20 protein-coding genes are annotated in these 21,217 nt (G+C 68.4%); 10 read left to right on the top strand and 10 right to left on the bottom strand.

Annotation, left to right across the window (positions count from 1 at the left end):
* Positions 1-134 precede the first annotated feature (134 nt).
* From J3A75_RS22360 to J3A75_RS22340, 5 genes are read right to left on the bottom strand one after another with little or no spacing between them, the layout of a single operon-like run.
* Positions 135-884 carry a DUF3306 domain-containing protein gene (locus J3A75_RS22360; RefSeq protein ID WP_209650772.1) on the bottom strand — a complete coding sequence of 250 codons (750 nt, stop codon included), beginning with the start codon at positions 882-884 and terminating at the stop codon, positions 135-137.
* On the bottom strand, positions 881-1,393 hold the full coding sequence (locus J3A75_RS22355) for a DUF3305 domain-containing protein (protein ID WP_053621055.1): 513 nt from the start codon (positions 1,391-1,393) through the stop codon (positions 881-883). The genes J3A75_RS22360 and J3A75_RS22355 overlap by 4 nt, the downstream gene beginning before the upstream one ends.
* A gap of 1 nt (position 1,394) precedes the next feature.
* The gene (locus tag J3A75_RS22350; RefSeq protein WP_070999873.1) at positions 1,395-2,405 is read right to left on the bottom strand and encodes a DUF6352 family protein; all 1,011 of its coding nucleotides are present in this window, start codon (positions 2,403-2,405) and stop codon (positions 1,395-1,397) included.
* A 4-nt stretch (positions 2,406-2,409) separates the two neighbouring features.
* Entirely contained in the window at positions 2,410-2,955 is a 546-nt protein-coding gene (locus J3A75_RS22345; RefSeq protein WP_070999872.1) for a DUF6505 family protein, read from the bottom strand.
* Positions 2,952-3,701, bottom strand: coding sequence for a biotin/lipoate--protein ligase family protein (locus J3A75_RS22340; RefSeq protein ID WP_070999871.1), 750 nt, complete (start codon positions 3,699-3,701; stop codon positions 2,952-2,954). The genes J3A75_RS22345 and J3A75_RS22340 overlap by 4 nt, the downstream gene beginning before the upstream one ends.
* A gap of 194 nt (positions 3,702-3,895) precedes the next feature.
* Here J3A75_RS22340 and J3A75_RS22335 point away from each other — a divergent pair, with 194 nt between their 5' ends.
* Positions 3,896-5,881, top strand: a complete 1,986-nt coding sequence (locus J3A75_RS22335) for a 4Fe-4S binding protein (RefSeq protein ID WP_071000706.1) — start codon at positions 3,896-3,898, stop codon at positions 5,879-5,881.
* 8 nt (positions 5,882-5,889) lie between these two features.
* On the opposite strand, the gene J3A75_RS22330 is transcribed toward J3A75_RS22335, so the two are convergent.
* Positions 5,890-7,176: a c-type cytochrome gene (locus tag J3A75_RS22330; protein ID WP_058607796.1), complete on the bottom strand. Its 1,287-nt coding sequence runs from the start codon at positions 7,174-7,176 to the stop codon at positions 5,890-5,892.
* Positions 7,177-7,677: 501 nt separating this feature from the next.
* The gene (locus J3A75_RS22325) at positions 7,678-8,316 is read right to left on the bottom strand and encodes a PRC-barrel domain-containing protein (protein WP_059408380.1); all 639 of its coding nucleotides are present in this window, start codon (positions 8,314-8,316) and stop codon (positions 7,678-7,680) included.
* Positions 8,317-8,346: 30 nt separating this feature from the next.
* Here J3A75_RS22325 and J3A75_RS37400 point away from each other — a divergent pair, with 30 nt between their 5' ends.
* Together J3A75_RS37400 and J3A75_RS22315 are read left to right on the top strand one after the other, a co-directional pair.
* Positions 8,347-8,586, top strand: coding sequence for a molybdopterin-guanine dinucleotide biosynthesis protein MobB (locus J3A75_RS37400; protein WP_083374372.1), 240 nt, complete (start codon positions 8,347-8,349; stop codon positions 8,584-8,586).
* A gap of 376 nt (positions 8,587-8,962) precedes the next feature.
* Entirely contained in the window at positions 8,963-9,217 is a 255-nt protein-coding gene (locus tag J3A75_RS22315) for a hypothetical protein (protein WP_209650771.1), read from the top strand.
* A gap of 507 nt (positions 9,218-9,724) precedes the next feature.
* Here the strand turns inward: J3A75_RS22315 and map are convergent.
* Together map and J3A75_RS22305 are read right to left on the bottom strand one after the other, a co-directional pair.
* Positions 9,725-10,477: a type I methionyl aminopeptidase gene (gene map, locus J3A75_RS22310; RefSeq protein ID WP_029357720.1), complete on the bottom strand. Its 753-nt coding sequence runs from the start codon at positions 10,475-10,477 to the stop codon at positions 9,725-9,727.
* 1,136 nt (positions 10,478-11,613) lie between these two features.
* Complete coding sequence (locus J3A75_RS22305; RefSeq protein ID WP_058607808.1) at positions 11,614-12,537, bottom strand: LysR family transcriptional regulator; 924 nt, start codon at positions 12,535-12,537, stop codon at positions 11,614-11,616.
* A gap of 121 nt (positions 12,538-12,658) precedes the next feature.
* Here J3A75_RS22305 and J3A75_RS22300 point away from each other — a divergent pair, with 121 nt between their 5' ends.
* The 7 genes from J3A75_RS22300 (at position 12,659) to solA (ending at position 19,529) form a co-directional block, all read left to right on the top strand.
* A complete protein-coding gene (locus tag J3A75_RS22300) occupies positions 12,659-13,363 on the top strand; it encodes an isochorismatase family protein (RefSeq protein WP_058607807.1) in 705 nt (234 codons plus the stop codon).
* A 65-nt stretch (positions 13,364-13,428) separates the two neighbouring features.
* Positions 13,429-14,493 carry a PotD/PotF family extracellular solute-binding protein gene (locus J3A75_RS22295; RefSeq protein ID WP_058607806.1) on the top strand — a complete coding sequence of 355 codons (1,065 nt, stop codon included), beginning with the start codon at positions 13,429-13,431 and terminating at the stop codon, positions 14,491-14,493.
* A gap of 4 nt (positions 14,494-14,497) precedes the next feature.
* Positions 14,498-15,403, top strand: a complete 906-nt coding sequence (locus tag J3A75_RS22290) for an ABC transporter permease (protein WP_083374370.1) — start codon at positions 14,498-14,500, stop codon at positions 15,401-15,403.
* Positions 15,404-15,407: 4 nt separating this feature from the next.
* Positions 15,408-16,214, top strand: coding sequence for an ABC transporter permease (locus J3A75_RS22285; RefSeq protein ID WP_058607805.1), 807 nt, complete (start codon positions 15,408-15,410; stop codon positions 16,212-16,214).
* 57 nt (positions 16,215-16,271) lie between these two features.
* Positions 16,272-17,345: an ABC transporter ATP-binding protein gene (locus tag J3A75_RS22280; protein ID WP_058607804.1), complete on the top strand. Its 1,074-nt coding sequence runs from the start codon at positions 16,272-16,274 to the stop codon at positions 17,343-17,345.
* 11 nt (positions 17,346-17,356) lie between these two features.
* A complete protein-coding gene (locus tag J3A75_RS22275) occupies positions 17,357-18,328 on the top strand; it encodes a dipeptidase (RefSeq protein ID WP_209650770.1) in 972 nt (323 codons plus the stop codon).
* Positions 18,329-18,359: 31 nt separating this feature from the next.
* Positions 18,360-19,529 carry an N-methyl-L-tryptophan oxidase gene (solA, locus tag J3A75_RS22270; RefSeq protein WP_063110378.1) on the top strand — a complete coding sequence of 390 codons (1,170 nt, stop codon included), beginning with the start codon at positions 18,360-18,362 and terminating at the stop codon, positions 19,527-19,529.
* Positions 19,530-20,036: 507 nt separating this feature from the next.
* Here solA and tehA read toward each other — a convergent pair.
* The gene (tehA, locus tag J3A75_RS22265; RefSeq protein ID WP_029357873.1) at positions 20,037-21,065 is read right to left on the bottom strand and encodes a dicarboxylate transporter/tellurite-resistance protein TehA; all 1,029 of its coding nucleotides are present in this window, start codon (positions 21,063-21,065) and stop codon (positions 20,037-20,039) included.
* Positions 21,066-21,217 lie beyond the last annotated feature (152 nt).

The raw sequence follows: 21,217 nt of genomic DNA, 5'->3' as shown, positions 1-21,217 counted from the left end.
CGCCGCCGAGCGTCTCCGATTCCACAGGTCCGAACGCCGACGCCACTGGAGTTTTCTACTCGCCCGAGATCGTACCGATCTCACTCTCTGGAACAAGATTAAGAAGGGTTCTTATCTCCCGCAATCCAAATCTCCTAGCTCGAATTGGGCATCGCGCCGCCGTGGCGCCGCAGGCGCGGCCCCGGACTCGGCTCCTGTTGCTCGGCCGCAGGCACGGCATCGCGCCCGCGCTCCGGATCGGGGGAGGCCGGAGCGGCCTGCTGGACCGTGGCCGCCGGGGCGGAGAGGGCCGGCGCTTGCTCCTGCGGATCGGGTCCGGGCGTACCGCGATCGGCTGCCGGGGGACATTCCGGCGTCTGGCCGGGCTCCGGCGAACCGTCGGGCTCACTGTCACGGGTCTCACCCGGCACCGGCGTCGCTTTGGCGGCCCCGCCCAGCAAACGCCCGAGCATCGCCTGGACTTCGTCGCTCGGCAGGAGCGGGCCGAGGCCGGGGACGCCGCCTGGGCTGTTCCAGTCGTATGCGTATTCCCGCGCCTCGCTGACGAAGTCGCGGATGGCGGGGTCGAGCGACCACATCCGGCGCAGGGCCGCGTTGCGCAGGGCCACCGGAACGCAGGCCCGCAGGAACGGGGCGAGGTCGGTCTCCGCGGTCAGGGCTTCGAGGGAGGGGAGATCCAGCACGGGATCGTCCGCCGGCTCCGGTTCCGGCGGCCGCGCCTCGGGGCCGGTCTGCGGCGCGATGAGATCCGCCTCGGCGCCTTCCGCGTCCGGCTCCGGGAGAGGCGCCCTGGCGGAGACGGCCGGCGCGGCCCGTTCCGCCAGGGCGGCCGCGCGCACGGCGCGCTTGCGCCGGGTCCACCGCGAGAGGAAATTCTCGCTCATTCGCGCCGCTCCCGAGTCCCCTGCGCCCGGTGGGCCAGCGCCTCGGGATCGGCGCGGTCGCGCTTGCGCTTCTCGAACTTGCGCTCGACGTGGAAGGCCTCGAAGAAGGCCAGCAGCTTCGCCTGCACCTCAGGCGGCATCGGCACCGGCTCGACGATCTCGCCGACCCCTTCGGCCATGGATTCCCCCTCATAGGGGTCGGCCGTGACGCTCGCGACCGCGTAGGTCTCGTCGCCGTTGTTGCGCAGGGCGACCCAGAGGGAAGGGCGCCCGGAGACGAGATTGTCGCGGTAGTGCCCGGTCTCGCCCGGATGCAGCGCGACTTCGTACGAGCCGGCATAGAAGGTCGCCTCGTCCTCGGTCTCGGAGAGCTTCGTCCAGGGCGAGGCGGCCGCCGCCGCCGGCAGGGCCCCGACCGGGAGCCAGGCATGGCTCGCCCAGGGCCCGGTCAGGCGCCGCCGCGCGACGATGATGCCGACCTCGAAACGATGCTCGGGCGTCGTGGACATGTCAGGCGGCCTCCCGGCCTTCGGCGAGGGGCAACCCGACGACGAGATTGTGCGGCTTGAGCTGCACGCTGCGATCCGGCGCCGCCGCGAGCAGGAGGTAGACCGGGCGATCCCCCACTGTCGGCAGGACCTGCGCGGGGTCGTCGAAGGTCAGGCTGAACACGGCGAGCACCCGCTCGCGCGTTCCGGCATCGAGCGTGTCGCCGCGCCAGAGCGCGTTGCCGATGCGGGTCGCCTCCTGGTCGAGACCGACGAACCAGCGCCAGTCGGGGTCCTCCAGCCGGTCGAGGGGCGTCACGCGCACCGCGACGTTCAGCAGGTGGCCCACGAAGGTCTCGATCACCCGGGCCAATCCCGCGCGGCTGCGGGGATCGGAGCCGAGATTGAGCGCCATCGTGAAGGCGTCCGACCGGCTCCAGTACGTCCAGGCATTCTCGGCCGTCAGCACGTCCAGCTCGTTCGCCGCCTCCTTGCCCAGCATCGTCAGCAGGGGCGAGAGCGGCGCACTGCCTTCGCGGGCGGCGATCACCTCGGCATCGGCCAGGAGCACGGCGCCTTCGTGAAAGCTCACGCGCTGGGGGCGGAAGAACAGCTCGGCCGCGCGCAGGACGAAGGGATCGTCGCAGCCGTCGAGGGCGTTGCGCAGGATCAGGTGGACGAGCTGGTTCAGGAACAGGGACGGCACGCCCTGGAGGTCGCCGCGCACGAGCGACAGATATCCGGCCTCCACGGAGCGGGCCGCGAGCAGTCGATCGCGGAAGGCGAGGATCACCGTCCAGTTCTCCCGAGCGTCGGAGTCGGCGATGGCGGCGATCTCGGCGGGCTCCACGCGCCGCCGGGGCGCGTCCAGGAGGGCGGCATGGAGGGCGATCTCGGACGCGCAGGCGTCGTCCGGCGGCACGAGTTCGGGCCGCGCCAGATACGCGAGGATCAGTTCGTCCGTGACCGCGAGGCCGCCGCCGGCCGTACGCTGCGTGAGGTGGTGGCCGCTTGAGACCCAGAACTCGGTCATCCGCTTAACGTCCCGCCGTCGTATCACGCAGAAGGCCGACGAGGTCGGCCTGTTCCTCCGGCTCGTCGTCCTCGACGAAGAGAAACGCGCGTCCGTGGGACCGGTCGAGGCCGGGCCGGTGGTGCAGCGTCCGGAAATCCTCCCGGATCGCCCCGTCCGTCGCGACGCGGCGCAGCGCGACGACGCTGCCGACCGGCAGATCGCAGAGGGATGCGGCGACGTCGAGTTCCTCGCGGGCAGCCGCACGGGCGGCCTCCCGGTCGGGCGCGCCGAAGCGCTCGTGGATGTGGCGGGCGAGCAGCTCCTCGGCCCCCGCGCGCTCCTCTTCGCTCGCCGCGCTCACCACCACCAGGGTGGAGAAGCCGAGCGAGCTTACGCCGACGAACCCCGAGCGGAAGGCCGTCAGGGCCTTGCCGGTCAGATGCGACGGATCCCCGTCGAGGAACAGGAAGGTCCCGGTGACGGCCCATTCTCCGGGTTCGGCGGCCTGCGCGAACACGAAGGTGTCGGAGGGATCGAGCCGCAGGGTTCGGGGGAGCTTGAGCGTCACAGCCGGACCCCGCCGGTCTTCGGATCACGCCAGTCCGGCGCCTCCAGCTTCGCGCGCAGCGGGAGGTGCTCGACCCGCCCATCGGGCCAGGTCAGCCGTCCGTCGCCGCCCGGCTCGATCGCGGCCCGCACACCGGATTCCCGCGGCAGATGGGCGAGGTAAAGCGCCGCGACACGGTCGAAGCCGTCCTCGCGCCAGATCTCGAAGGTCTTGGTCAGGTGGCGCGCGAAGCTCTCGACCAGGGGCACGCGCAGGTTCGCGCCAAAACCTTCCTCCTCCAGGGCGGTGGAATCGGGCGTGTGTCCGGGGTCGCCCGCCGCCAATTTCGAGGTGAGCAGCATGCCCGAGAAGACCAGCCAGTCCGGCTCCTCATCCTCGCGGCACGCTTCAGGCCAGCTGAGGCGCCCGCCACCCAGGCGCGCGCCGTTGAACAGCAGCGTCCCGGGCCACGTGAACGTCACCGGGATCTCCGGCGGCCCGAAAGCGCCGACGGCATTCGCCAGGGCGACCATTCCGGCGAAGTGGGCGCGGCGCGCGGTGGCGAGCGGCTCGGCCGGGGCGAGCACCACGGCGAAGTCGATCAGGTCGTCGCGCCGGCCCAGGACGAGCGTCGCCGCGTCCGCCTCGCCCGACGCGGCGAGCCGGCAGGCTTCCGCGTGCGCGTCGGATGGCGGCTCCGCTGCGCGCGCGCTGAAGCCGGGGGGCAGGACCAGCCTCGACGGGCCGGCATCGACAGGGACAGTCATGGAGCGGCTTTGGCGGGGGGCCGATGAGAGTGCGGGACAGGGTTGCGACCTGCGCCCGCATGCCGGATCGTTGTTTCGAATGGTTCGAGTATAAGGGACGGGCCCCGCCGCGCGAAGGGGCCATCCATTTGCACTTGTACCCGGGTCCGATCTTGTCCGACCGCCTCGTATTCGCCTGCTCCTGCGAGCGGACGATGTCCCTCGATACCGCCGCCCTGGGCCAGGCCTGCGGCGGCGAGCTTCGCACCGCCGACCAGCTCTGCGGCCGCGAGCTTGATCGCTTCCGGGAGGCCCTGGCGACCGGGCGGCCCGTCACCGTGTCCTGCACGCTCCAGGCGCCGCTGTTCGACGAGGTCGCCGAGGAGGCAGGGGCGGAGGACCGGGTGGTCTACGCCAAGATCCGGGAAACCGCCGGCTGGTCGTCCGACGCCGCGGCGGCCGGACCGAAGATGGCCGCTCTGCTCGCCGCGGCGGCCGAGCCGCTCCCCGACGCCGCTACCGTCTCCCTGGAGAGCCGCGGCGTCGCCCTGATCTATGGGCAGGACGAGGTGGCGGTCGAGGCCGGCCGGCGGCTCGCCGAGCATCTGGACATCACCGTCCTGCTGACGCGCCCCGGCGAGATCTCGCCGCTGCACCGCAACGCCTTCCCGGTCCTGCAGGGCACGATCCGAACCGCCAAGGGGTACCTCGGTGCGTTCGAGCTCGGCATCGACGATTATGCCCTCCCGGCCCCGTCCTCGCGCACGCATCTCGTCTTCGGCGCGCCGCGCAACGGGGCCGTGTCGACCTGCGACCTCGTCATCGACCTCTCGGCCGGCGCGCCGCTGTTTCCGGCACACGCGGTGCGCAGCGGTTATCTGCGCGCGGATCCCGGCGACCCGGCCGCCGTCGAGCGCGTGCTGGCGGAGGCGTCCCATCTGGTCGGCACGTTCGACAAGCCGCGCTTCATCGACTTCCACGGCGACTTGTGCGCGCACAGCCGCTCCCGCATCACGGGCTGCACGCGTTGCCTCGATGTCTGCCCGACCGGCGCGATCGCGCCCGCGGGCGACACCGTGCACATCGACCCATACGTCTGCGCGGGATGCGGCTCCTGTGCCGCACTCTGCCCGACCGGGGCCGCCGCCTACGCGCTGCCGACCTCCGACGCGCTGATGCGCCGGCTGCGCAGCCTGATGCGCGCCTACCGGACGGCGGGCGGGCAGAACGCCCTCGTCCTGCTCCACGATGGCGACCACGGCGAGCCGCTGATCGACGCGCTCGGCCGCTACGGCGACGGCCTCCCCGCCCACGTGCTGCCGGTGCAGGTCAACGAGGTCACGCAGATCGGACCGGAGGTGATCGCGGCCCTGTTCGCCTACGGCGCGGCCGGAATCCGGGTCCTGGTCCGGGCTCGTGCCAAGCACGACCTCGAACCCCTGTACCGGACCCTGACCCTCGGGGAGACGCTGGCGCAGGCGCTGGGCTACGGTGCGGAGGACGGCGGGCGCGTGGTCGAGACCATCGAGACCGATGACCCGGATCTGCTGGGCGCCGCCCTCCGGCAGGCCAGGCTGGGGCGGCCAGCCGCGGTGCCGGCCGGTCTGCTGTTTCTGGGGAACAAGCGTGAGGTGCTGCGCCATGCCTTCCGCGGCCTGCACAGTGCCGCCCCGGCACCCGTCGACCGGGTTCCGCTCGCGGCCGGCGCCCCCTTCGGCGGCCTCGATTTCCGGGTCGCGGACTGCACCCTGTGCCTCGCCTGCGTCAGCGCCTGCCCGACCCACGCCCTCTCCGACAGTGCCGAGCAGCCGCTTCTCGGCTTCGAGGAGAGCCTCTGCGTGCAGTGCGGCCTCTGCGCGGCGACCTGTCCCGAGGACGTCATCGCCCTGCGTCCGCAGGTGGATTTCGCGGCCTGGGCGGCGCCCCGCCGGGTCGTCAAGGAGGAAGAGCCCTTCTGCTGCACGCAATGCGCCAAGCCCTTCGGCACGCGCTCGACGATCGAGCGCATCGTCGAGCGGCTGCGCGAGCGGCACTGGATGTTCAGCGGGGCGGGCGGCGAGGCGCGCCTGCAAGCGCTGTCGATGTGCGAGGATTGCCGCGTCGAGGTCGCGGTGAACCAGGGCTTCGATCCGCACGCGGCGCCGGAACGCGACAAGCCCCGGACGACCGAGGATTACCTGCGCGCGCGCGCGGGCGGCTGACGGGCGCCTCAGCGAAGCGCGGTGGCGCGTTCGAGGAATTCGATCAGCGCCGCGCGGTCCGCGTCGTTGCCGATCGTCTGCTCGGGCATCTTCGTCCCGGGCGTGTAGCGGGCGGGGCCAACCTCGAAGAGCCGTGAGACGGTCTCGGGCGTCCAGACGATGTCCAGCCGCTTCAGCGCGTTCGAGTACCGGTAGCCGGGCACGCTGGCGATGCGGCGGCCGAACAGGCCGGCGAGCGTCGGCCCGGCCCGCTCGCCCGCGTCGGATGTCAGGGTGTGGCAGGCGACGCAGGCCCCGAACACCTCGGCGCCCCGGCCGCCCTGCCGGACCGCGAGGGGATCGGCCGGGCGCCGCATGATCAGCGCGCCGATCGGTTCGCCGCTCTTCGCGTCCCAGCGCCGGACGAGGCGGTCGCCGCCACCCGTGAGGAGCTCGGCCCCGTCCGGACGCCACGCGAGCGACCAGACCGGAAGGCCGGGCCCCACGAGCCGCAGCTGGACCTGACCCGTCGCCCGGTCGACCACCGCGATGGTCCCGCCCGCCGTCGCGGCAGCCACCCTGGTCCCGTCCGGAGACAGGGCCAGGGCGATCACCGGGTTCGGGCCGAGCTCGGCGGCGGCCCGGACCGAGCCGTCGGCTCGAACGAAGCGGAGGATCGCATCGGCCCCGGCGGCCGCGATCTCGCTGTCCGAAGCGACCGCGACGGCGTTGAGGCCCGTGGGTGCGGTGGCGATGACCTGGGATGTGCCCTCGGCCGCCCAGATCCGCACCGCCCCGTCGGCGCCGGCCGTGACCGGCGCGCCGCCCGGCAGGAAGGCCACCGCGTTCACCGGGCCGCGGTGCGGATCGAGCAGCCGGCTGTCCCCTCCGGCGAGCGGCCAGATCCGGGCCGTGCCGTCCCAGGAGGCGGAGGCGAGCGACAGGCCGTCCGGCGAGACCGCGAGGGCGACGATCGGGCCGGTATGGCCCTCCAGCACCCGTTCCGGCTCCGCGCGCCCCAGGCGCCACAGGGCGATCCGCCCGTCCTCGGAGGCCGTGGCGAAACGGCCGTCCGGCAGTGCGGCGACCGCGTTCACCGCACCGTCGTGGAAGCGCAGCACGCCGAGCGCGGCACCGGTCTCGATGGCCCACACGATGGCGGATTGGTCGAAGCCGCCCGAGATTGCGAGGCGCCCGTCGGCGGTCACGGCGAGCGCCCGGACCGGACCACCGTGGCCGCGCATCTGCGCGCGTGCCGGCGCGCCGCAGAGCAGCAGGACGGCGATCACGCCTAGGATCCGCGCAAAGCTGGTCATCGGGGCTCCGCTTCAAATGGATCGCCCCGCTATAGCACAGTCCCCACCGCCAGCCGCGGCGGTTCTAGCTGCGATCGGTTTGGCTTTTGGGCGTCGGATACAAGATGGTGAGCCATAGTCGGGGCGGCGCACGCGTCTAATATTGATCATCAACACAGGTTTGGGCATTGTTCCAGGACGACGGCGAGCCGCTGTTCTTCCCGAGTGCCGCGTCCGTAACACGCTAACTCGACATCAGCGGGTTGGAGGGCCGGATTGGCGTCGACGCGCGATGTACCAGAGACCCAGGACCACGACGGCCACGAGCAGGCTCAGCCAAACCCAGTTGAAGTCTATCGCCGCGGCCGTGGCTGCTCCCGAGCTGGATTGCGAAGGGCCCGTTTCCGAAATTGGCGGGGCTGGGTTGGTCTGCTGAGCCACGGACCCCTGAAGGCCCGAAGTCCATAATAACCCGGTGAGGATGGCGCTTCTCATAGAATTCCTTTGGTCAAACATGGACGGCTAAGGGCGAGATTTTCCGGAGCGGAAGGCCGGAGCCGCTTGCAGCTGCGCCCGGGTGAGGCGGACCTCGGCGCGCCACGGCTTGTCGCCAACGAGGACCGTGGCCGTCGTGCTGCTGGGCCGCTGTGCCTCCACTGAGCCGGTCGCGCCAGTCACGCGACCGCTATGCTGATTTTGAACTGCGCCGAGCGTGTCGCGGGTTGTCCGTGCACCCGGCATGGTATCCGGCCCCACCTGCGCGGCTGCCTCAGCGCTGGGCGCCGTCTTGGGCGTCACGACCGAACTCGGTCCGTCCATCAGCGGCACATCGCTGAAGTTCCAGCCGAGCTGGTCGAAAGGAAGCGCCACATATTTCTCGCCCACGCCCAGGAAACCGCCGACGCCGATGATCACGGCGCGGACCTGCCCGCTTCCGTCGACCAAAACGTCCTCGATCTTGCCGATCTCGACATGATCCATTCCGATGACCGGAACCCCGATCATCTCGGAGGCACGTATAGTTCCCGGCTCGGGTCCCTCGATGAACGGTGTCGCGGGTGCATCCGACTGCACCGCCGACGAGGCCGCCGCTAGGGGTAGCGAGGCGCCGGTGACGAGAAGGACAGCCAGCGTCGCGATTTTGAGCGGGGCACCGCGCATTCAAGGCTCTCCAGACTCAGGCAAAAACACTTGAATCGAGAACAAGGGCCGCGCGTTCGGGTTCATCGCAGGCGCAAATGGGCCGGAACGGGCATCCCTCTGGCGCGGGACGTCCCTTTTGTCGGTGCCCGCGGGTTGAGGGCCGCGACCCTCAAGCACGCCCATCACGAGTCTGACAATGACCGGCCCGTTAAGGTCTCCTACAATCATCTCGGGGCATGGGCAAGTGAGGTCTTGATCAAGCCGGGCCGACGGTCAGACCAAGGATGATCTCCATGGGTCTAGCGGCAGTCGTAGCCCTGCCTACATCCAGGCATTCAGGCGCGTTTTCAGGCCAGGTGAGTAGAACCGGTCGCACGCGACCATGAAGGTTCACATCATCGAATCGGTCTCAGACTATAGGCTGCCTCGTCGTGCTGAAAAGCAGTTCGGCGTCAGCCGGAGTGCCTCTGCCAACCTGCTCGAATGGTTACCTGAATTCGCGGGGCCGAGGGGAAGGCGCCCTTGTTTTCCACGATCATCTTCATCGTGGCTGCGCTGAACCCCGATCATGAACATGACTGCCGCACCGGGGGTTGAACCCTGAAAGAAGCCGCGGGTCCGGGAGAGTCCGGGATCCGGTGTCGGAAGCGAAAGGAAACGCGAGATGGCTGCTCGCCGAATTACGCTGAGCTCGCGGGACCGTTACAAGCTCCGGCTCTCAGTGAGTGAGAACCGCTTCTACATGGCCGACCTGAGCCTGCTCAGCTTGGCGCGGCGTGGGTTCGTTGTGCCGACCGGGCGCATTGATGCATGGGACCGAGCGGAGTGGACGATTACCGCGGCAGGCCAGGACGCGCTCTCGGCAGCCGAAAGCCACCTCACCGATGCCATAGATCTCGGCGCGCGGCTCCAGGCGTAGAAGAAGTAGGCGATGCGCCGGAAAACCGGGTACTGACGACGTTATCGCCGCGATAAACCGCGCGTCGGAGCTAAATTGCGAATCTGCGTACCGACCAGACGATGCGAATCCCTATGTTATATTTTAACCGGTGCGTCCGGGCACAGGCGGGCCTGTTCGTCGACGAGGCAGAGTCAAAGATTATGGCGGCGTGGGAACAGCTGAGTGCTCACCACCGCTGCAGCCAGAGCGTCTGCTTCCAGGATCGGTGGCAAGATTGTCTCTGCAACGTGATTGAAGTGGTAAGAGCGTCCGCTTTCCCGCGAACCTCCTCCAAATCGGAATAGCGGCTTTCGCCAATACCGGTCTCATCGGTAGGTGCCGCTGAACGGCTGGGATGGGTGGTTTTGCGACCGTCCGCTTACGAGGAGCGCGAGCTCGAAAGCCGACGCTGCTAACGAACTCGCGGCCCGCCAAGCCATAATTGTGCGGACATGCCCGATCGGCAGGCTTGGGCTGCTGCCGATGCTAGGGCGACGGGACCGTCAGAACCAATGGACCGTTGCGGGTTGCGACAACCGTGTGCTCGTATTGCACGGTTGGTGCTCTCGGCTGGCTATACAGGGTCCATCCGTCGTCACCATCCTCGGCGAAGTTCGCGCCGAGAGACAAGAATGGCTCGACGGTGAAGACGAGCCCGTCCGTCATGACCCGCCGCTCGGAGGCGTCGGGCCAAGTCGCGATCTCAGTCGGTTCCTCATGCAGCGACAGACCGACCCCATGGCTGGCGAGGTTGCGCACGAGCGTGTAGCCGTTCTGCCGAGCGAAGGTGCCGACCGCTCGACCGATGCCAGCGAACGGCATGCCGGTGCCAACCTGACGCAACCCGGTCCACATCGCCCGACGCCCGTCTCGGCAGAGCCTTTCAACCGCACGCGCCACCGGAGGCACAGCGAACGACGCGCCCGTATCCGCGAAGTAGCCGTCCTTCTCAGCGGAGACGTCGATGTTGACGAGGTCGCCCGCCCGGACACGACGATCGCCGGGTATGCCATGCGCGATCTTGTCGTTGACGCTGATGCAGGTCGCGCCCGGGAAGCCGTAGACCAGTTCGGGAGCCGGACGAGCACCGGCTGCGCTCAGGTAGTCCCGGCCGATTTGATCCAGTTCTCGTTCAGTGATCCCGGGCTCGATGGCTCGGCCCATCACCTCGAGCGTGTCGGCGACGATGCGTCCGATCGTCTTGAGCCCCACGAGGTCATCGTCACTCGATACGGTCATGCGGTATCTCTGGCCAGGCCCAAAGACGCTGTAGCGGAGTGAACCTCGAGAGTCCGCGATTTTCACGCCGATGCTGCGCGACCACGGCGCAGAGCGTCCAGCGAGCGCTCCCCCAAAATGACCGCTTCGGGACGTATGGGATGACTTGCCGCAAGGCCGACACGGGCCGAGATCGGACGCTCGCCTAGCTTCGAGTGAATGTCCGGGTCCGGGCGGTGCGTCGAAGTCCGCTGATGGCGCAGAGCCGAACGCTCGCCAAAGCGCCTCGAGAGCGGCAGCTGAAGCCCTGCTCGTGCCGGCCTGTTCGTCTGAGCAAATTTTCTGGTTCAGTCTCGCCTGCGGCCCGATGAGTCCGCCCGCAGCAGATCGGCACTCCTACCGCCAAGCTCGATCCCGCAGGCAGGCCTCGGCCGAGCCGAAGGGGCTTCTCAACGCTATGGGGAACGGCGGGGAACACCATGAGGAACATGGGGAACACCTCGGCCGGTCAGGGCACGAGAAATCTCAAAAGCTACAATGAGTTAGGTGGAGCGGGCGATCGGGATCGAACCGACGACATTCAGCTTGGGAAGCTGAAGCAGACCGTTGAATTCATTCGCATGTGTTCCTCGAGGGAATATGTTTTCCTTCGCGGTCTGCCGTCTACGGTCGTCTGCTATCGACAGCGTCCGTCGTTCCACGAGGCCGGTAGAAGGTCGTCATTGCCGCCCTCGAGGGCATGCTGACCTCACCCCTGGATCGCTCATCCGAGGCTCGTCGGATGTTGCCACCGCACCGTGAGAGTTCATCGGATTTCCGGTCGGGAGAGGGCTCTATCGAAGGGTTGAGTAATTCAAGCTTGGCGTTCTCGGGATATCTGAAGCGGCGTATCATGTGCCGGCCTCGGTACGGGAAGCCTTGAGGTCCGAAGCGGCTCTTCCGCTTTGCGCCCATCCCAGTCATGCGGCACAGTTTGAACATATCTCCGAAGCGGACATCACGGGAGCTGGATCGATAGGTTGAAGTTAACAACGCTATGAGATATTCGACAAAACGGCTCGGGCTTACATCTTATCCTTTGAATGTGACTCTTGACCGGCGTCCGGCGTTGCCCTGTGCCGCAGGAGAGCAGAGGCAACCCACCTCCGTTTGTGTTCTCAAAACTTCGACCGCGTATTGGAACGCGCCGGCGCCGAGCCCCACACCGTCGCCAGGAAGGTGGTGAAGGCTTCAAGGCTGGTGGATCGGGCCGGCTTCATCCAAGTGGCGTAGGTTGCGATGGTATCAGGCACGTCGTCGAGGGAGCGGATTACGATCCCGCGCCGCTGCACGTTGCGCACACAGCTCGCATAGGTGCTCACACCAGTTCCCGCCGCGACGAGGCCGAAGATACCCTCGCTCGACGAGGCCTCCTGGCTGATGGTCGGGTGAAAGCCGCGCCGATGGCAAATCGCGAAGAAGGCTTCGCGATAGGCGCTCCAGCTCCCGCCAGACCCCAGCACGAACGGCTCGCCGGCGAGATCCTTGAGGGTCAGGCTGCGCGCGTTCGAGAGTGGATGGGTCACCGGCAGCAGGGCCACATAGGAGTCGCGGTCGAACAGCAGGCTCTCGAAGTGCTCGTTCTCGACCGCGCTGAGCGTGAAGCCGACGTCGATGCGGTCGTTAAGCAGGGCCTCGCGCTGGGATTGCGAGGGCACGTGCGACAGCTCCAGCCGGATCGCCGGTCGAAATTCGCTGAACGCTCGGACCAGCTCCGGCAACCGGCCGTTGATCGCGAAATCCATGTAGCCGACGCGCAGGACGCCGGCCATGCCGGTCGCCGTGCGCCGCGCCAGCGTCACGGCCCGCTCCAGATGGTCGATACCGATCCTACACTCGGCCAAGAAGGCACGCCCGGCCTCCGTCACCTCGACCGTTCGAGTCGTACGGCGGAACAGCTTCACGCCGACCTCGGCCTCCAGTTCCGCAACGAGCCGGCTGAGACCCGGCTGCGTCGTCGCGAGGCGCTGCGCAGCCCGCCCGAAATGAAGCTCCTGCGCCAGCACAAGGCAGCTCGAGATGTGCCTGACGTCAAACCGCATTGATGTCCAAATCCGTATCAATCACGCCAAACTCATCATTTCACACCGGAGGCCGTCTGCAACATCCTCTCTCCATCCCCGCTGCGGCGGGCTGGAACGAACGATGCAAGGGACGAGGCAGATGGCTTTCAACACCGAACTCGACAGCGCTCTCGAAGCGGCCTTCGCGGAGGCGCGCGCTCTGTACAAGGAGCGCGGTTTCCAGCGCCGCGTCGGGTTCGGACGGCGTCCCGCCCTAATCAATGTCGACCTCGCCAACGCCTGGACGCGGCCGGGCAATCCCTTCACCTGCGAGAACATCGACGAGCAGATCATCCCCGGAGTTCAGGCGCTCTTGGCCGCCTGCCGCCGCAACAACCACCCGGTCGTGCACGTCACCACCTGCTACCAGGTCACCGACGTCGACAGCCCCAAGACCGACATGGGCCTGTGGCACCGCAAGATCCCGGTCGAGGTCGTGGATCAGAACAAGCCCGAGCTCTGGGCGATCGACAGCCGCATCGAGCCGGTGCCGGGCGAGCAGGTCCTGGTGAAGAAGCGGGCGAGCGCCTTTCACGGGACCTACCTTGCCGGGTTCCTGCGCGCCAACAACGTCGACACGATCCTGGTCACGGGCGTGACCGCCTCGGCTTGCGTGCGCACCACGCTCTGCGACGGTCTCGCCGAGGGCTTCCGGACCATCGCGGTGCGCGAGTGCATCGGCGACCGCGTGCCGGGCGCCGTCGCCTGGAACCTCTTCGATATCGACGCGAAGTTCGCCGACGTCGAGCCGCTGGAGCGCTGCGTCGCCTACCTCGACGAGGTCGGGCTGCGCAACGCCGCCTGACGACCCGGGCCATCGTCCGACGCGATCCGATCCTCGACCCGCCGCCCATGCAGGAGTGTGAGCCGATGCGTGCTGACTTGTCTCTCGATCGATTCTCGCCGACGCGCCGGCAGGCGCTCCTCGGCGGCGCGGCGGCCATCCTCACGGCGGGGGCGGGACGCGAGGCGCGCGCGGCGGCCGGAACGGTCGTCGTCTCCAACTGGGGCGGCGACTGGAACCAGCGCACGGTGCGCTTCGTCGAGACGCCCCTGGTGGAGGCGCAGGGACTGACCGTCGTGCGCGATCTCGGCATGGAACCGGAGCGCAAGGCCAAGCTCCTCGCCGAGCGCCGCCTGCGCCGGGGCAGCATCGACGTGATTCATCTGAACGACTCGGACGGGTTCGAGATGATGAAGCAGGACGTGCTGGCCGACCTCGACCGGTCGCGCATCCCGAACTACGGCGACGTGGTACCGGCCCTGCGCAAAGATTATTTCGTCCCGTGGCTCTACAGTGGCGTGGTGCTTATCTATAACAAGGACAAGATCAAGGATCCGCCGAAATCTTACGCGGAACTCTGGGACAAGAGGTGGGCCGGCCGCCTCGGTCTGACCAATCAGCTCTACTTCAACTACATGATGATGTCCGGCCTGATCCAGGGCGGCAACCTGACGAGCGTCGAGACCGGCCGCGAGCGGCTCGTCGCGCTGAAGGAATTGGTCCAGCCCCGGCTCTACGCCGCGCATCAGCAGCTCGGCGCGGCGCTGGCCACCGGCGAGGTCGACATCGCCCTGAACTACAAGGCCCGCGGCCTGCAATGGATTGGCGAGGGCTCGCCGCTGGCCATCCAGTATCCGAAGGAGGGCGCGATCGCGATCACCTTCGGCGCCGGGATGCCGAAGCGCGCGCCGAACCCAGACGGAGCCTACGTCTACCTGAACGCGATGCTCGACCGGAAGGCGATGGCCGAGCTCGCCGCGGCGAGCTTCTACGCGCCGGCCAACGGCGCGGCCGAGCTGAGCCCCGAGCTGCGCGCCCGGATCGACTTCTCCCCCGAGGAGCGCGAGCACCTCAACTTCCCGGATTATGCCTACGTCTCGAAGAACACCGCCGAGTGGCTCGAGTGGTGGAACAAGACGATGGCGCGCTGATCCGATGGCCACCCTCGCACGCTCGGAGGTCCTGGCGCTCGATCGCGCAGCGCGGGCCCGGCCGCGCATCCCCTCGGGGGTCGGCGGCGTCCTGCCGGGCACGCTGCTGGTCGTCCTGGCGCTTCTCGGGCCGCTCGCCCTGATGCTCCGCTACAGCTTCAACCGGTTCGTCCCCGGTGAGCTGATGGTCGAGGGGCTCACCCTCGCCAACTACGCCAAGTTTCTGCACGACAGCTTCTATCGGGACGTCTTGCTGACGACCCTCTGGGTGGCGGCCCTCTCAACGCTGATCTGCCTCGTGCTCGGCTTCCCGGTCGCCTATGCCCTGGTGCGGCAGGTCGGGCCACGCTGGAAGTCGAAGCTCCTGATCCTCATCATCCTGCCGCTCCTCATGGGCAACGCGGTCCGCACCGCCGCCTGGATGGTCATTCTCGGCGACAAGGGCCTTCTCGCCGCCCTGCTCTCCGGGATGGGGCTCACGCCGCCCCGGTTGATGTACACCCCCAGCGCCGTGGTGATCGGCCTCGTCTCGGTGACGCTGCCCTTCATGATCGTGACGCTGCAGAGCGTGCTCGAGCGGATCGATCCGGTCCTGGAAGAGGCGGCCGAGAGTCTGGGCGCCGGGCACCTCACGATCCTGCGGCGGGTCGTGCTGCCCCTCGCGCTGCCCGGGCTGCTCGCTGGCACGATGCTGTGCTTCATCCTGTCGATGAACGCCTACGCCACGCCGGTGCTGATCGGCGGACCGCAATTCCACATGATGGCGCCCGAGGTCTACCAGCAGGTCGCCAAGGCGATGAACTGGCCGTTCGGTGCGGCCCTCGCCTTCGTGCTGATGACGGTCACCCTCGTGCTGACCACCACCGCCAACGTCCTCGTACAGCGCCGCTACCGGCGCTGGTCGGAGTAGGGCCATGTCGCGCGCAGGCATCCGCCGGACCTACGGCGCCATCTCGGGCGCGGTCCTCGTCTTCATCGTGCTGCCGCTGGTGGTCATCGTCTGGGTGTCATTCTTCGCCAACCGCATCCTCGCCTTCCCGGCGAGCGGCTACACCCTCGACTGGTACGCGCGCGCCCTCGACACGGACGCCTTTCGCGATGGCTTCGTCACCAGTGTGGAGACGGCGCTGTTCGCCACGGCGGCGAGCCTCACCCTCGGCGTGCCGGCGAGCCTCGGCCTGGTGCGCGGCCGCTTCCCCGGCCGCGACGCCGTGCAGGCCCTGCTGCTTGCACCGATGGTCGTACCCGGCATCGTCGGCGGCGCCGCCCTGTTCATAGCCTTCATCGAGGTCGAGGCGCTGCTCGACATCCAGGTGGCCGGCACGCTCGGCGGTCTGCTCGTGGCGCACACGCTGATCGCGCTGCCCTGGACCATCCGTCTGGTCAGCGCGTCCCTCGCGTCGGCCGATCGGGCGATCGAGGAGGCCGCGGCGAGCCTCGGAGCCGACCCGCTCACCGTGCTGCGGCGCGTGACCCTTCCGGCGATCCGGCCCGCGATCGTCGCGGCCGCCCTGTTCTCCTTCGTGATCTCGTTCATCGATCTGGAGAAGTCGATCTTCCTCGTCGGCCCGGGACGCACGACGCTGCAGATCGCCCTGGTCAACTACCTCGAATGGAACCTCGACGGGACGGTCGCGGCCGTCGCCGCCGTCCAGATCCTGATCGTCGGGACGGCGCTCCTCGTCAGCGACCGCTACGCGCGTCTCGCCCAAGCCTTCTGAGACTGCATTCTGAGCCTGCCTGCTGAGACTGCTACCTGACAGCCCGGAGATCGGACCATGTCGACAACGGTCGCCCTTCGCTCCCTGATCAAGCGCTACGGCAGCTTCACGGCCGTGGACGACATCACCCTCGATGTGCCCGAAGGCCAGCTCGTCGCCCTGCTCGGCCCCTCGGGCTGCGGCAAGACCACGACGCTGCGGATGATCGGCGGGTTCGTCGAGGCGGATGCCGGCAGCATCCTGATCGGCGGCCGCGACGTGACCCGTCTGCCGCCGGCCAAGCGCAACATCGGCTTCGGCTTCCAGAGCTACGCCCTGTTCCCGCACATGAGCATCGCCCAGAACGTCGCCTTCGGCCTGGAGATGCGTCGCCTTCCCCGGGCCGAGATCGCGTCGCGCGTCGCTCGGGCGCTCGACCGGGTGCGCCTGTCGGCGATGGCGGATCGGCTGCCCAAGCAGCTGTCCGGCGGCCAGCAGCAGCGGGTCTCGCTCGCCCGCGCCCTGGTGATCGAGCCCTCGGTGCTGCTCCTAGACGAGCCGCTCTCCAACCTCGACGCGCAGCTGCGCGGGGAGATGAAGCTCGAGATCCGCCAGATCCAGAAGGCAATGGGCATCACCACGATCTTCGTCACGCACGATCAGGACGAGGCGCTCTCGATCGCCGACCGTATCGTCGTGATGCGCGCCGGGCGGATCGAGCAGGACGGCAGCCCGGAGGCGGTGTTCGGTGCGCCACGCTCGCGTTTCGTGGCGGAATTCATGGGCGTGACGAACCTCCTGCCGGGGACGGTGGAGGGACCGGGCACGTTCCGGCTCGCCGACGGCAACGCGATCCGCGTTCCGGTCGCTGGCGCCGGCCGCGGGGCGACGGTCCTGGCGATCCGGCCCGAGCGCGTCCGGATCACGCCCTCCGGCGCGGACACCGCGCCCGACACGCTGGATGCCGAGATCGAGGCGGCGACCTACCGGGGTCTTGCCGTCGAGTACAGGCTGCGGACCCCGTCCGGCCTGTGCCTGACGGCGCGCCGGGCGACCCCTGCAACCGGCGGCCCGGCCATGCTCGAACCCGGCGCGCGCGTTCACGTCGCCGTCCCGCCGGACGCCTGCCACTTCGTCCCTGTCGAACTCTGAGAGGACGCCCCATGGCCATCCGGCACGACGACCTGATCGTGATCGACGGGCTGATCGTCTCCGACTTCGGGCCCGAGGTCTTCGCCGACATGCGACGTGGCGGCGTCACGGCGGCCAACTGCACCTGCTCCGTCTGGGAGGATTTCGCCACGACCATGCGGACGATGGCCCGCTGGCGGCGCTGGTTCCGCGAGCACGCCGACCTGATCACCCCGGTCCACGACGTCGCCGATATCCACCGCGCGAAGGCGGAGCGCCGCACCGGCATCATCCACGGCTGGCAGAACACCAGCGCGATCGAGGACCGCATCGAGTACCTGGAGCTGTTCCACGCGCTCGGCCTACGGATCGTCCAGCTGACCTACAACACCCAGAACCTCGTCGGCTCGGGCTGCTACGAGTCCCGCGACAGCGGGTTGTCCGATTTCGGCCGCGACGTGCTGGCCGAGATGAACCGCCTCGGCATCCTGTGCGACCTTTCGCATGTCGGACCGAAGACCAGCGAAGACGCGATCCGCGCCTCGCAGCGACGCGTCGCCTACTCCCACTGCCTGCCCGCCGCCCTGAAGGATCATCCGCGCAACAAGACGGACGCGCAGCTGCGCTTCATCGCCGAGCGGGGCGGCTTCGTGGGCGTGACCATGTTCCCGCCGTTCCTGGCCCGGGGCGCGGCCGCGACGATCGAGGACTATCTCGACGCCATCGCGTACGTGATCGACCTGGTCGGCGAAGAGAACACCGGCATCGGCACTGACTTCACCCAGGGCTACGGACAGGCCTTCTTCGACTACATCACCCACGACAAGGGTGACGGTCGCAAGCTCACGGATTTCGGTGAGGTCCTGAACCCCGAAGGCTTCCGCGTCATCGGCGACTTCCCGAACCTCACCGCCGCGATGGAGCGGCGCGGCTGGCCCGCCGCCCGCATCGAGCGCGTCATGGGCGGCAACTGGCTCGCCCTGCTCGGCGACGTCTGGGCCTGAGCGCGTCTCGCCCAACTTCGGAGATCTCACGATGTCAGCGAACACCTACGACGTCATCGTGCTCGGCGTCGGCGGCATGGGATCGGCCGCCTGCTGGCATCTGGCCCGCCGGGGCGTCCGGGTTCTGGGCCTCGAGCGCTTCGACATCCCGCACGCCATGGGGTCCTCGCATGGCTTCAACAGGATCATCCGCCTCGCCTACTTCGAGGACCCCTCCTACGTGCCGCTGCTGCGCCGCGCCTACGAGAACTGGCGGGAACTGGAGGGACGCTTCGGCGAGCAACTCCTCTTCATCACCGGGTCGATCGATGCGGGGCCGGAGGGCAGCGCCATGGTCGAGGGCTCGCTCGCGGCCTGCCGGATGCACGACCTCCCGCACCGTCTGCTCGACGGCGCCGAGCTGCGGCGCGTGGCGCCGGGCTACAACCTGCCCGACACGCACCGGGCCGTTCTCCAGCCGGACGGCGGCTTCGTCTCGGCCGAGCGCGCGATCGTCGCGCACGTCACGCAGGCGCAGGCGGCCGGCGCCGAGATCCGGGCGCGGGAGCCGGCGCTGAGCTGGGAGCCGACAGCCTCGGGCGTGCGCGTCCGGACGGAGCGAGGCACCTACGAGGCGGGGCACCTGATCCTCTCGGCGGGTTCGTGGATGGGCAAATTCGTGCCGCAGCTGAAAGCCGTCGCTGTGCCCGAGCGGCAGGTGCTCGGGTGGTTCCAGCCACGGGAGCCGGCCCTGTTCGCGCCGGACCGCTTCCCGGTGTTCAACATGGAGGTCGAAGAGGGCAAGTTTTACGGCTTCCCGGTCTGGCACGTGCCGGGCTTCAAGATTGGCCGTTGGCACCATCTCGGCGAGACGGGCGGTGCCGATACCTTGTCGCGGGAGTGCGGAGCCGAGGACGAGGCAGTGCTGCGCCCCTGCGTCAGCCGCTACTTCCCCCAAGCGAACGGTCCGACCATGGCGATGCGGGCCTGCTTCTTCACCAATACGCCGGACGAGCACTTCGTGATCGACACGCTGCCGGACCTGCCGCAGGTCGTCGTCGCCTCACCCTGCTCAGGCCACGGTTACAAGTTTTGCAGCGTCGTGGGCGAAGTTCTTGCCGACCTCGCCACGGGCGGAAGGCCGGGCTTTGACCTCAGCCTGCATGCGCTCGACCGCTTCGCACCACGTTCGTATGCGAGCACTGTCCAAAGCTCCGTATGATCTGAGGCTTGGACCCGTTCAGCCCCAGCTCTGTTCGCCCTGGCTTGCCAGCCCATAAGATGATGGGTTGGCCCTCGCTGGCGCTTTACGTCTGTTCTTTCAATATGCGGGCCTATGAATAGACCGGCGGGTTTTGGCCAGACTATGCCGCGCCGGATCACCGCGATCCGCAACACCAGACGGTCGGCTTCGCGCCCATTTCAGCCGCTCAGCCGAGTCTGGCGGATTCTCCAAAGCGGACGCTGTAGGAGCTCAGCTTCTAGGTCTCAGTTGCGCCATCAGCTGACCTCCGACCGAAGACATTGGAATAGCCGCTTGGAGGCCAACAGCTGTTGTTGAGATGGAATGGTTGCTCCGACCACCATAACGTCCTCGGCAACGAACCGCTGCCGAAGCAACACGAACAAGAACGCTCCACCGTGATCGGTGGCTGGTCCAACAGCAAGGCACTCAACAACCCTTCGAAAGCAGTCGTCGGGTTACTTGGCGGGATGACCGGGGGCGCGGTCACGTCCGTGCTTGGCTGGCTGCCGTCGGTGCAGCAAACATCTTGCCCTGGAGCAGTAAAGCCACGGTCAGGATGGTAAGGCCGACGACGAGGCCGTTCGCTGCCAGGAAAAGCACCGGGGCGAGGACGGCGACCGCTCCGGCATCGCCATGGTCTACCAGGCGAACCGGGGCCATTGCCATGGCAGTCGCGCCGAAGCTGAAGGCCCAGAGCCCGGGGACAGCGCCGGCCTTCGCGATCCACGGCGAGAGCCGGGCCAGAACCAGAACCTGGAGCAGACCATAGCCGATCAGGGCATGCGCGAAGAGGTCCGGCGCTCCGCCCCCGACCGAGAGGTAGGCCACCGCCCCCACCGGCGCGGGCGCCAGCTGGATGCCCAGGGTCGGGCGCAACGCGACGGGCTTCTCAGGCCCGGTCAGCAGTCGGTGGAGCAGAACCGATTCCATCGCAAGCCAGGAGAACAGGCCGGCGCCGAAGGCGAGCTGACCCCAATCCTGGTAGCCCAGGGCCGACGCCCCGGTCGCCGAGACGAAGCTTCCGGCCACGGTCGGCAGGTACAGCACCGCGGTGGTGGTGCCGTGGTCCCGGCCGCCTTGCCAGAGGCCGCCCGTCCGCCAGACCGCGAAGCCGAGCGTGAACAGGAAGCCGAGGCCGAACAGGACGGTTGCGGCTCCGGCCGAGTAAGGGATGAGCCCGCTCGCGACGAGCATGGTCGCCACGCCGGCGAGGCCGATGAAGCAGCACTGGACCGCATGGGCCGCCTCGACCGCCAGCTTGTCCGGGGCGAGGAGGGCCTTGAGGGCATAGAGGACGACGAGCACGGCCCAGACTGCGCCGGCGAGTACGTAGACCGCCTCCCCGACGACCGTGGGCAGGTGCCAGGCGAGCGCGGCCGCGCGCCAGGCCCCGCCCAGGCCGGATAGCCCCAGGACGATGCCGAAGTAGGCGGCCGGCGTGTTCGCGGCGACTTCCCTAATGCGCTGCGCGAGGTGGAGGCGTGGGCTGGCGACGATAGAGACCGTGGTCATGACCGTTCTCCTGTGAGGTCGGGATGTTGTCGGGCGGGCGCTGCGCCCACCGCTTCTCGACAAGGATGATAATGGACGACGGCCCCGATCTTTATTCCTCTCTCGGCAATGGAGAGGTTCGCGACGCGATGCTTGAGGGCAGCCGCTCAGCC

Source organism: Methylobacterium sp. PvP105, assembly GCF_017876975.1.
GTDB lineage: Bacteria > Pseudomonadota > Alphaproteobacteria > Rhizobiales > Beijerinckiaceae > Methylobacterium > Methylobacterium radiotolerans.
The sequence above is the reverse complement of the archived record's forward strand: the minus strand, read 5'-3'. Positions and strand labels throughout refer to the sequence as shown.

Bases quoted from the DNA above. Each gene is read 5' to 3' on its own strand.
- J3A75_RS22335 (WP_071000706.1), top strand. From the start codon at position 3,896: ATGTCCCTCGATACCGCCGCCCTGGGCCAGGCCTGCGGCGGCGAGCTT.
- solA (WP_063110378.1), top strand. From the start codon at position 18,360: ATGTCAGCGAACACCTACGACGTCATCGTGCTCGGCGTCGGCGGCATG.
- J3A75_RS22295 (WP_058607806.1), top strand. From the start codon at position 13,429: ATGCGTGCTGACTTGTCTCTCGATCGATTCTCGCCGACGCGCCGGCAG.
- J3A75_RS22300 (WP_058607807.1), top strand. From the start codon at position 12,659: ATGGCTTTCAACACCGAACTCGACAGCGCTCTCGAAGCGGCCTTCGCG.
- J3A75_RS22305 (WP_058607808.1), bottom strand. From the start codon at position 12,537: ATGCGGTTTGACGTCAGGCACATCTCGAGCTGCCTTGTGCTGGCGCAG.
- J3A75_RS22355 (WP_053621055.1), bottom strand. From the start codon at position 1,393: ATGTCCACGACGCCCGAGCATCGTTTCGAGGTCGGCATCATCGTCGCG.
- J3A75_RS22285 (WP_058607805.1), top strand. From the start codon at position 15,408: ATGTCGCGCGCAGGCATCCGCCGGACCTACGGCGCCATCTCGGGCGCG.
- J3A75_RS22360 (WP_209650772.1), bottom strand. From the start codon at position 884: ATGAGCGAGAATTTCCTCTCGCGGTGGACCCGGCGCAAGCGCGCCGTG.
- J3A75_RS22275 (WP_209650770.1), top strand. From the start codon at position 17,357: ATGGCCATCCGGCACGACGACCTGATCGTGATCGACGGGCTGATCGTC.
- J3A75_RS22280 (WP_058607804.1), top strand. From the start codon at position 16,272: ATGTCGACAACGGTCGCCCTTCGCTCCCTGATCAAGCGCTACGGCAGC.
- J3A75_RS22325 (WP_059408380.1), bottom strand. From the start codon at position 8,316: ATGCGCGGTGCCCCGCTCAAAATCGCGACGCTGGCTGTCCTTCTCGTC.
- J3A75_RS22330 (WP_058607796.1), bottom strand. From the start codon at position 7,176: ATGACCAGCTTTGCGCGGATCCTAGGCGTGATCGCCGTCCTGCTGCTC.
- tehA (WP_029357873.1), bottom strand. From the start codon at position 21,065: ATGACCACGGTCTCTATCGTCGCCAGCCCACGCCTCCACCTCGCGCAG.
- J3A75_RS22315 (WP_209650771.1), top strand. From the start codon at position 8,963: ATGGCTGCTCGCCGAATTACGCTGAGCTCGCGGGACCGTTACAAGCTC.
- map (WP_029357720.1), bottom strand. From the start codon at position 10,477: ATGACCGTATCGAGTGACGATGACCTCGTGGGGCTCAAGACGATCGGA.
- J3A75_RS22290 (WP_083374370.1), top strand. From the start codon at position 14,498: ATGGCCACCCTCGCACGCTCGGAGGTCCTGGCGCTCGATCGCGCAGCG.
- J3A75_RS22340 (WP_070999871.1), bottom strand. From the start codon at position 3,701: ATGACTGTCCCTGTCGATGCCGGCCCGTCGAGGCTGGTCCTGCCCCCC.
- J3A75_RS22350 (WP_070999873.1), bottom strand. From the start codon at position 2,405: ATGACCGAGTTCTGGGTCTCAAGCGGCCACCACCTCACGCAGCGTACG.